The 9,007-nt window shown below is 65.6% G+C and carries 16 protein-coding genes and 1 tRNA gene; 14 read left to right on the forward strand and 3 right to left on the reverse strand.

Features of this window, described 5'->3' with window-relative positions; genetic code table 11:
* Positions 1–23: 23 nt before the first annotated feature.
* Complete coding sequence (locus ACZK1G_RS08830; protein WP_088435592.1) at positions 24–365, reverse strand: hypothetical protein; 342 nt, start codon at positions 363–365, stop codon at positions 24–26.
* Between the two features lie 229 nt (positions 366–594).
* Complete coding sequence (locus tag ACZK1G_RS08835) at positions 595–900, reverse strand: hypothetical protein (RefSeq protein ID WP_088475871.1); 306 nt, start codon at positions 898–900, stop codon at positions 595–597.
* Positions 901–982: 82 nt separating this feature from the next.
* On the opposite strand from ACZK1G_RS08835, the gene ACZK1G_RS08840 reads away from it, so the two are divergent.
* The 8 genes from ACZK1G_RS08840 to ACZK1G_RS08875 are packed head-to-tail and all read left to right on the forward strand — an operon-like array spanning position 983 to position 6,173.
* Positions 983–1,510, forward strand: a complete 528-nt coding sequence (locus ACZK1G_RS08840) for a hypothetical protein (protein ID WP_100441478.1) — start codon at positions 983–985, stop codon at positions 1,508–1,510.
* Between the two features lie 17 nt (positions 1,511–1,527).
* Positions 1,528–2,574: a helix-turn-helix domain-containing protein gene (locus tag ACZK1G_RS08845; protein WP_100441479.1), complete on the forward strand. Its 1,047-nt coding sequence runs from the start codon at positions 1,528–1,530 to the stop codon at positions 2,572–2,574.
* Positions 2,567–3,121, forward strand: a complete 555-nt coding sequence (locus ACZK1G_RS08850; protein WP_100441480.1) for a hypothetical protein — start codon at positions 2,567–2,569, stop codon at positions 3,119–3,121. The genes ACZK1G_RS08845 and ACZK1G_RS08850 overlap by 8 nt, the downstream gene beginning before the upstream one ends.
* Positions 3,118–3,657 (forward strand): hypothetical protein, encoded by a 540-nt coding sequence (locus ACZK1G_RS08855; RefSeq protein ID WP_100441481.1) that lies wholly within the window; start codon positions 3,118–3,120, stop codon positions 3,655–3,657. The genes ACZK1G_RS08850 and ACZK1G_RS08855 overlap by 4 nt, the downstream gene beginning before the upstream one ends.
* Positions 3,654–4,085: a DUF1064 domain-containing protein gene (locus tag ACZK1G_RS08860; RefSeq protein ID WP_100441482.1), complete on the forward strand. Its 432-nt coding sequence runs from the start codon at positions 3,654–3,656 to the stop codon at positions 4,083–4,085. The genes ACZK1G_RS08855 and ACZK1G_RS08860 overlap by 4 nt, the downstream gene beginning before the upstream one ends.
* Positions 4,082–4,420, forward strand: a complete 339-nt coding sequence (locus ACZK1G_RS08865) for a hypothetical protein (RefSeq protein ID WP_100441483.1) — start codon at positions 4,082–4,084, stop codon at positions 4,418–4,420. The genes ACZK1G_RS08860 and ACZK1G_RS08865 overlap by 4 nt, the downstream gene beginning before the upstream one ends.
* A complete protein-coding gene (locus ACZK1G_RS08870) occupies positions 4,417–5,244 on the forward strand; it encodes a hypothetical protein (protein ID WP_100441484.1) in 828 nt (275 codons plus the stop codon). Before ACZK1G_RS08865 ends, ACZK1G_RS08870 begins: the two co-directional genes overlap by 4 nt.
* Positions 5,241–6,173 (forward strand): hypothetical protein, encoded by a 933-nt coding sequence (locus tag ACZK1G_RS08875; RefSeq protein ID WP_100441485.1) that lies wholly within the window; start codon positions 5,241–5,243, stop codon positions 6,171–6,173. The genes ACZK1G_RS08870 and ACZK1G_RS08875 overlap by 4 nt, the downstream gene beginning before the upstream one ends.
* A gap of 11 nt (positions 6,174–6,184) precedes the next feature.
* Here ACZK1G_RS08875 and ACZK1G_RS08880 read toward each other — a convergent pair whose 3' ends face one another.
* Entirely contained in the window at positions 6,185–6,697 is a 513-nt protein-coding gene (locus ACZK1G_RS08880; protein WP_100441486.1) for a hypothetical protein, read from the reverse strand.
* Positions 6,698–6,769: 72 nt separating this feature from the next.
* Here ACZK1G_RS08880 and ACZK1G_RS08885 point away from each other — a divergent pair, with 72 nt between their 5' ends.
* The 6 genes from ACZK1G_RS08885 (at position 6,770) to ACZK1G_RS08910 (ending at position 9,004) form a co-directional block, all read left to right on the forward strand.
* Positions 6,770–7,117: a hypothetical protein gene (locus tag ACZK1G_RS08885; protein WP_157804529.1), complete on the forward strand. Its 348-nt coding sequence runs from the start codon at positions 6,770–6,772 to the stop codon at positions 7,115–7,117.
* A 191-nt stretch (positions 7,118–7,308) separates the two neighbouring features.
* Positions 7,309–7,385: transfer RNA gene (locus ACZK1G_RS08890), tRNA-Met, on the forward strand.
* Between the two features lie 132 nt (positions 7,386–7,517).
* Entirely contained in the window at positions 7,518–7,772 is a 255-nt protein-coding gene (locus tag ACZK1G_RS08895) for a hypothetical protein (RefSeq protein ID WP_238379914.1), read from the forward strand.
* Positions 7,765–8,307, forward strand: a complete 543-nt coding sequence (locus tag ACZK1G_RS08900) for a lysozyme (RefSeq protein WP_100441489.1) — start codon at positions 7,765–7,767, stop codon at positions 8,305–8,307. Before ACZK1G_RS08895 ends, ACZK1G_RS08900 begins: the two co-directional genes overlap by 8 nt.
* A 44-nt stretch (positions 8,308–8,351) precedes the next feature.
* Positions 8,352–8,678: a hypothetical protein gene (locus tag ACZK1G_RS08905; protein ID WP_157804530.1), complete on the forward strand. Its 327-nt coding sequence runs from the start codon at positions 8,352–8,354 to the stop codon at positions 8,676–8,678.
* On the forward strand, positions 8,675–9,004 hold the full coding sequence (locus ACZK1G_RS08910) for a hypothetical protein (protein WP_100441491.1): 330 nt from the start codon (positions 8,675–8,677) through the stop codon (positions 9,002–9,004). Before ACZK1G_RS08905 ends, ACZK1G_RS08910 begins: the two co-directional genes overlap by 4 nt.
* The last annotated feature ends 3 nt before the right edge of the window (positions 9,005–9,007 follow it).

Below are 9,007 nucleotides of genomic sequence, written 5' to 3' on the forward strand. Positions count from 1 at the left end.
GCTGGAGCAGCGGCAGCCGGCGTCTAGCGTTCCTGCTCAGAACCAGCGCGCTGCTGTTCCAACAGCCGCTCCGCTTCCGCCGCCTCCGCCAGCTCCTGGCGGCTCTGCTGCGCCTTCAGGATCTGACGCTCGATCTCCAACAGGCGAAGCACGGTCGCAGCGGCCACGCCGGCTGGGGCTTCGGGCGAGGTTTTGCCGCGCAGTGTTTGGATGGCGGCGCGAACCACCTCCAGCAGCATTTCTGTGTCGGGATGACTGCCAATGACGGCCAGCGTGAACCAGCTGTTCGCCTGCTTTTCAGCCTCCAAGGCGGCGATTCGTTCGTCGTATTGGGCGAACCGGGCTTCCAGCTCGGATGGGGTCATGGGGGAGATTGTCCTTTGGGCGGGGGTCGATTCTGTCAGTAGTCGGCAACTGATGCCTACGAACAAGGGTGTGCCACGTTCATCTGGAGGTGCCGAGTGATGTCTGGCGATTGCAAGCCGATGGCCGACAAGCATGTCGGCGCATCGGACCTGGTGTTTACCGCCGAAACTCGAGATCCGAGTCGACCAGGGCATTGGGCGCCGGTTTTCGACGACAACTCCGGGGAAATCAGACCCCCGGATGAATCTGATCGAAGAAGGCGCCATACCGCTGAAGCATCCGGGTCAGGGAATCTCGTCTCTGAACCGCCCAGTCTGGCGTACCCGCTTTCTCTACCTGTCCGACAAGGTCTTGGACCCGAGCCTTCAGAGCGGCTGGGTTTGGATGAGTAGCGATCAGCGCATGAATCCATAGGTCCATGGCTGCCTTCTCACCATGGAGTACGTGCATGTCCTGAGCGACCGCCTCGAACTGTCCGCGGACGCGGTGCTGGAAGCCGTCAAAGTCAATTGCAAGTTGCTGCAAATCTGCCATGGGTGTCTCCGGTTGGTGTTTGGGTTGGGTTGCACCGCCATTCTGCCAGCCGGAGGACCCGCCCTTACTACCGAGGACTCCCATGCCCTGGATCGATGAAACCTGGCTGCAGGACGCACTGGCGGCCCTGAAGGCCACGTGCGATGTCGACGCACACACCCGCAACGCGATGATTCAGTTCTTGCTGGACAACGGCTTCTGGGATCAGGAGAAGCTGAAGGACTGGACCAGCGCTGTTGCCAAGTTCAACAGCTGCCTCAACCCGAACAAGGCCGAGTTCTTCAAGATCGGCGAGCTGTGGGCGCTGATGCGCCGCTTCGGCCGGCACCAGCTCTTCCTGGCCATGGCCGCGGATCTTGGTTATGAGGTCCGCTCGATCCCGACCGAGCACCGCCGGCAGGAGCTGATGCAGCAGCTGCTCGACGTCCAGGCGCAGTGTGCAGCCGCCGTGGAGCGCGCCGCCGGCCAGCTGGAACGCCTCAACACGCCCGCGCCGGAGCCGCGCCCAGGTGCCATCCATGGACAGGGTCGCGCGCAGTTCAGCACCAGCCCGAGCGATTGGAGCGCGCCCATCAGGGGCAACGCCGTCCAAAGCGTGGGCTGCCCGTAACGGGATAGGCCTGCGCAATGAGCAACAAAATCACGGAGCTCTGCTGGAAGCTGCAGATGCCGCCGCCCGCAAAGGCGTTGCTGATGGCGCTGGCGTGGCACGCGGACGACTTCGGCATGGCCTATCCGGGATTCACCACGTTGATCCAGAAGACCTGCCTGAGCAAGACCGCGCTGCTCAGCGCGATCGCGTGGCTGGAAGACAACCAGGTGCTGACCATCCGCCGCGGCGGCAGTGATGCCGGCGGCACCAAGTACAGCAACCGGTACAGCCTCAACCTTGGCCGCCTGGACCCAGAGGTGTTCGCGTCGAAGCCACGGCGTGCATCCAAACCGGTTCGCCCGACGGACCGGTCGGAGAACGGCGAAGGTGTAGACCGGTCCGGCACGCAGACCGGTACGAATGCCGAACCGGTACGCGATACGGACGGGTTGGAAGAGACTGAAGGCTCCGACCGGTACGCGGGAAGTACCGGTGCGCAAGAACGACCGGTACGTCTCGCGAACTCGACCGGTACGTCTGGCGGACCTGACCGGTCCGTCTCGCGTACTCAACCGGTCCGCGAGACGGACCCTAAAGGTCATGAAAGGTCAGTAAAGGTCATTGAACCGTCAAACGCGCAGGCGCGCGACGACGATGCGGTGGTGCCGCAGCTCAGCGACGACGAGGTCAAGCGCGAGCTGATGGGCATCCCCCGATTGCCGCCGGGTCTGGACCCGCAAGTCCTGGCCAGGTTCGTGCGGCACCGCCGTGTGCTGGGCAAGCCGATGACGATCAGCAGCTGGCTGGAACTACAGCCGCGCTTCCGTCAGCTCACGGCCGACGGCCACGACCTCAATCGCTCCCTGCGCCAGACGATGGCTGCAGGCCTGGCACTGCCCGTAACACCGAAACCCGAGGGGACCGACCATGCCAACAATTCAGGCTCTGCTGCCGAACGAGTCCGACGTCGCGCAGAGGCAGACGAGCTCCGTGACGCCGCTGCAGAGGCAGACGCCGCCGCCGGCACAGCAGGCGCCCTTGACGGCCCGGGCTACGCGCACGCTGTGGGTGCGCATGGCTGAGATCTACGGCTACCGCTGGACCAGCGCCTACGGCGAGGATCCCAGCGGCGGCGCTGCCGCTACCTGGGCGAAAGGGCTTGCCGGGCTCACCGGGGACCAGCTGGCCGCGGGCCTGGGCTCGAGCATCGCCTCGGCCGACCCGTGGCCACCGACCCTGCCGGAGTTCCGGCTGCGCTGCCTGGGTGTGCCGAGCTTCGCCGCTGTCCGCAACGACACCGGCCGCCGGGACGGCTTCACGCGCCTGGTGTGGCAGTACCTGGACGGCCATCGCTACCGCACATCGAGTGCCGACAAGAGCGATCGCCTGTTGCGGGAGGCCTACGACCAGGCGCGCGAATACGTGATGCGCGGCGGGCAGCTGCCGGACGAGCCGGTGGCGGTCCTGGGCCAGGCCGCTGTGGCCACGCCGGTACCGGCCAGCCCTGAAGCACTCCGCCGTGCTGAGCGCGAGATCGCGGAGATCTTCGGCAAGGGATCTGCAGAGCCAGGCAACGACGACCATCCGCCGGCGACGGGCAAGATGGCAGCGGCAGGGCTGGATCGATGATCGACCAGGAGCAACTGCGCAGCTACCACCGGTCGCAGGTGCTGTATGCCCTGCAGGAGGCCAGCGAACCGATGACGGCCTCCGAAGTGCACGAGGCCATGACGACCCTGGCGCTGGCCATGGGCCACCCCAGGGAATGCGCAGCGATCACCCCAGCCGCTGTGGCCGGGATACTGCGTGGCATGCTCGGCGAGCAACTGGTCACCCAGGGCGACGACAGGGCGAATCGCCGTTATGGGCGTGCCGAGCCGACTTGGTCGATCGCAGCTGGCCAGGCGCGGGTCCTGCAGCCATCGGCCCCGGGCAGGAGCACGGCCTCATTGGCTGCCGCGTCACCGATGGCGGGGCAGGGCACCCAGCTCCGCCAGATCACCATTGATCAGCGCCTGGCATTCCTGCAGGCCGAGTGCGCGGCGCTGCTGGCGGACGTGACAAAGGAACATGCGGCGTTCGAGCTCCGGGTTCGAAACCAGCTGGAGGCGTTCGAAGCGCGCGCTGCACGGTTGCTCGGTCTACCGCAGGACGGTGGCCAATGAGCAACCGTGGGCTCCGCTACAACCGAATTGAGGACATGCCGCAGGGTATGCAGCAGCTGGTGCACAAGGCTGGCCAGGCTGCACCTGCACGTGGGCCGGCCGACCATCAGCCGCGCGCACCGGTGGAGAAGCGGCCGAAGTACGGCAATGTGATCACCACGGTGGACGGGATCCGCTTCGACTCGAAGCGCGAGGCCCGCTACTACGAGCAGCTGAAACTGCGCCAGCAGGCCGGCGAGGTGCACTTCTGGCTGCGCCAGGTACCGATCCACCTACCCGGCGGCACCAGGTACGTCCTGGACTTCCTGGTGTTCCTGCGCGACGGGCATGTCGACTTCGTGGACGTGAAGGGCCGGGAGACGAAGGAATTCCGCATCAAGAAGCGCGAAGTGGAGCACCACTACCCGATCAAGGTGTTGCTGGCATGAGCGGCTGGAGATCCAGTGGCCGCCTAGGCGGTACCGGCGTCGACCTCAGTGCGGTGGCCACCACCGACCTGCTGCGGGAGATCGAACGGCGCTGCTCGGCGGGCGGACCGCCCAAGGTCGACCGCCCTGCGAAGGACCGGCCATTCGCGACCAAGGCGCTCTGGGCCGAGGACAAGGTCAACCAGGCACGTGCCCGGCTTGCCGAGCTCCGCGCGCTGCCGGTACCGACCTGCGAGGCCGAGCGCGCCGCCCGCTCCACCCAGGACTCGCAACTGGTCGCCGACGTCGTCAAGTACGACGGCATGGCCAAGGCATTCAAGAGGAAGGGCCAATGAAACCTGCGGAGCTGAAGGCGCGGTTCCCGACCGAAGCTGCCCTGTGCACGTGCCTGATCGACTGTCTGACCGCGACTGACGGCTGGGAGATCTACCCCGAGACGGCAGGCTTCGACATCCTCGCTGTGTGGAAGGCGACCGGGCACCAGCTCGGCATCGAGGCGAAGCTGCAGCTCAACGCCAAGGTGGCCGACCAGATCCTGCCGGCGCACTGGAGCAACGCCGACCAGCGGGGCCCGGACTTCAGGGCTGTGCTGGTTCCCTGTACGACGGCAGCAAACTACGGCATTGCACGCATGCTCGATGCGCTAGGTGTGCAGGTCCTGGTGCCGGACAGCTGCACCGGCCGGTGGAAGACGGAGCCCGGGCAGCAGATCCAGCGCGAGGTGCATCGGCATGGCCTGCACCAGGCCGCCCCATGGGACCGGGCATCCGGCGATCTCCGCGAGTGGGGGCCCACGGCATGGTTCGACTGGAACCCCACCAGGCGCTGTGAGCTGCCTGAGTTTGTGCCGAAAGTGGCCGCAGGTGTGCCGGCGCCGCTGCAGTTGACGCCCTGGAAGGTCGGCGCGCTGAAGGTGCTGGCAGATCTCGAGCTCGATGGCTTCACGACGGCGAAGGGTGTCCGGGCCCATGGCGTAGATCCGCGCCGCTTCTGCGCGACCGACGGATGGCTGAAGCAACTGGGCGGCGGGAAATGGGCCCGCGGAACCCTCCCTGCTTTCGAGGTCCAGCACCCCGAGGCCTATGCCCAGGTGCTGGCCCAGGCGCGCGCCGCGCGCGCTGCAGCGGATCCCAAGAAGACCCTGGAACAGACGCCATGAACGAAACTGCAGTCGGTACCACCGCGCTCGCTGCCGCACGCGAGCTCGAAGTGGCGTTCCTCAATGGGAAGAAGATCCCGTCCTGCGCCAACTGCAACGGCAAGGCGAGGGTGTGCTGGCCTGGCCGGGAGTCGCAGCTCGTACAGTTCCAGTGCCGGCACTGCGGGTCGCAGGGAGCCATCTTCGATAGCAGCGCGCCAGTCCGGTGTGGCCGCTGTGGTACCGCCCCGACTGGCCTGTTCCCGCGTGGCGCACAGATCCAGTGCTGCAGCTGCGGGGCATCCTCAGCCGTGTTCGTTGGCCAGGATCCTGCCGGTGCCCTGGCGGCGGCGCTGGATGCCTGGTGCCGCCGTGCACCGGTTCTTCCGCCGCCGGCGGACGACGGTGCAGGCCAGCGGCGCCGCGGCGCAGCCCCGGATGGATTCGATGACGAGGGCAAGGGCGATGTCCTGGAGCTGCTGTCGCGCCTGCTGGTTGGCGGGAGCTACCGTATGCCAGTGGAGGGGCGCAGTACCTTGGCGCCGCTGGGCAGCAGCGACATCGCCGGCGCGGTCGGCTACATGCGCAACCCGCTGGAGAAGCACACCGCGCTGGCTGTAGCGACGCGGATGGGCCCCGCTGCGATCGCAAGGCTCTCCCTCGCTGCCTACCGCCAGGTGGCCAAGGACGTGCGCGCAATGCGCCCGCGGCCGCTGGATCTCGGCAAGCCGGCAGATCGGTGGCGCCTTCGCCTGGTGATCTACGACGCAGCCCACGAACTGGTGTGGCCGGAGCGGCGCCAGCCGTTCGCTGGCCTGGCCAAGTCGGCAAAGATGCGCAAGGGCAACTACATCAAGGCCCACAAGTGCGCCAGCGCTGCCCTGCAGGAAGCGCTTCACGGTGGCAGGCGGGGCTTCCGAAACGCTCTATGGGTTGTGCCGGACCGATAGCTCCCTCGGCGCTAGTGCTTAAGGGTGAGCTGTTCATCAAAGAGGGTACGCAGCTTGCCCGGGGAACTCTCTATAGTCTTGCGTATGGTCGCAATCCTTTCTCTCAGTTTTCGAAGCTGAGTGTCGTTGAAAGGGGCCCTCGCGGCTTTGGCAATGTTCTCCAATCTCCTCTGCTCAGTCGCTTTGGAAACAAGATCGACGAGTTCCTTGATTGGCTTGATCACCTGTTCCCGGAGCTTCTTCTCGAGAGACTTGCCGAACACCCACTTCACCTCCCGGGCGTAGTACTCAAGCTCCTCTAAACCTTCCTGACGCTTGCTGACGGTCATAGCGACGTCGAGCGCATCTTCGAGGTTGCGGAAGAGCGTGAATCGCCTGTCGAACAAATCAGCTTTAAGTTTGTTCCTCGCCGTCCGCCACTGGCGCCAGGCGATGATGCCGACTGCTGCAGCCACGAGGATCTGGCCGATTGCAGTGAAGAGCTTGATCTGAAGATCGGTCATGCCCAGTACGGTCTCAACCATTGCGACACCCTCCCTGTATTGGCCGGGATTATCACATTTGTTAAGGTTTGTTAGGGGCTGATGGTCAGTCCCATGGCTGCGCCCATTGCTTGCGCCGACAGGGGTAGATCGTTGAGCGGAAAGGACAAGTGGTACGAGTTTGGTGAGGCCCTGGCCATCACTGCCGCCTTGGTGACCGCAGCCGGTGCAATGTTCGCTGCGCCGGCTCGGTTGTTCCCAATTCCGGGACTGAACTACGTGGTAGCGATTGCCGTTGCCTTTCTGGCGTTGAGGATCTGTATTGGTGCGGGGTGGAGCCTAGGGGGAACATTCGCCCACCGGCGCACTGCGGCATTGGTGGCCATCGGCACGTCGGTTATCTACACGTCGATGATAGGTGGGCTCGTTGTGGCGCTGCTGGAGCGTGGCCCCGGCGCGTAAAACGTTCACCTAGCTGACCTCACTTGTTTCCTCATGAGGAAGAAATCTTCCTCATGAGGAACCGCAGTTGCCTCGGGAACCGAAAGTAGGTTTGAATTCCTACAGTGGGCGTTCTTATGGGCGCCTCCATTCAAAGGCCGTTGATTGACCAGGACGTGGGAGTCCGCTGGTCGATCAGCGGCCTTCTTGTTTGCGGGGTAGAGCAGTCCGGCAGCTCGCGTGGCTCATAACCACGAGGTCGGTGGTTCGAATCCACCTCCCGCTACCAAACGGCCGGTAGTCATGGCCACCACTCAAGCCAGCACATAGGCCGTCGTGAGACGCGCCGCTGGTGTCCGCGCGACCTTGCAACCGCGGTAGTGGTGGGCCATGCCGGCCTCCTTTCATTGGGGGAACCGCGGTGAGCATCAAAGAGCAGATCACGACGGACCTGGCGGTCGCAGGTTCGAAGATCGGAGCGGCCGTCAGCGTCACCGCTGCAACCTACTCGCCGGGCTACACCCTGAGCGACTGGGCCCTGATCGGCACGATCATCTTCACCATCGTCCAGACTTTCACCGTCATGGTGAAGAACTGGGGTGACTGGTCGGCCTGGTGGACCGCCCGCATGGGCAACGCCAAGCGATTCTGGGCGTGGATCCGCCGCCGTGGCTGATACCAAGCTCAGCACCAAGCAACGCGTCGGCTTCGCCGCCGCGCCGCTGGCGTTGATCGGAGCGCTCGTCGCTGCCCTGGGCACGAACGACTCAGCGCACGAAGGGCGCCGATATACGCCGTACTACGATTCGGCCGGCATCCTGACTGTCTGCGCCGGCATCACTGGCCCGGCGGTGGTGAAGGGCAAGCGCTACACCGACGACGAGTGCACCAGGCTGGAGACGGCCTACGTGCGGACCATGCTCGGCCACATGGGGCAGTGCGTCCGTGGTGAGTTCGAATTCCATGAGATCAAGGCTTGGGGCCACTTCGCCTACAACATCGGCACGCCGGCCTTCTGTGCCAGCACCGCGGCGAAGCGGCTCAACGCCGGCGAGCGCCAGGCCGCATGCACCGAAATGTGGAAGTGGCGGCTCGTCAGGATCGACGGCGTGAAGCGCGATTGCGCGCTTCCGCAGTGGCGTTCGAAGTGCGGCGGCATCATCGATCGCCGGCAGTGGGAAATGGCCACCTGCCAAGGCCGCCTGCAGTGATCACCAGGTCGGCGATCAGGGCCTGGTGGGCAGCCTGGAAGTGGGTGGCCATCCTGGCCGGCCTGCTGGCCATGTCGCTCTGGCTCAACGTCAGGCAGTACGGCGATCGCCGTGAGGCTGCAGCTGCAGCTCGCGCCGCGACCCTCGAAGACACGCTGGAGGTGACGGCCGGGATCGCACGCCAGGCTCAGACCGACAGCGCCGAGCTGCTGCAGCGGCTCGAGGCGATCGCTGCACGCGGCGAGCGAACCAGAACCATCTACCGAGCGGCAGCTGCAGCGCAGCCACTGCCAGCCAACTGCGCCCCGGGTCAGGCCCGGGTCGACGCCATCAACCAGGCCCTCGGGCCGACCAGCAGGACCGGGAAGTGACCCAGAAGCCCTCGATCGGACGGATCGTCCACTACACCCTGAGCGACACCGACGCGCTGCGCATCAATGCGCGCCGGACCGACGGTCCGTCCATGCAGGAGCGGCTGCTCGACAGCACCTGGCCAGTCGGTGCACAGGCCCACGTCGGCAACCGGGCAGCCGCCGGCGACGTGCTGCCCGCCCTGGTCGTGGCGGTCCAGCCGAACGGCCAGGTCAACGCCCAGGTGTTCCTGGACGGTAATGACGTGCTGTGGGTCACCAGCCGTGACGAGGCCAGTGAGGAATCCGGCAGCCACCCCGGCCGCTGGCACTGGCCGCAGCGCTGACGC

It is taken from the genome of Stenotrophomonas sp. 109824_Sma, from assembly GCF_056480025.1.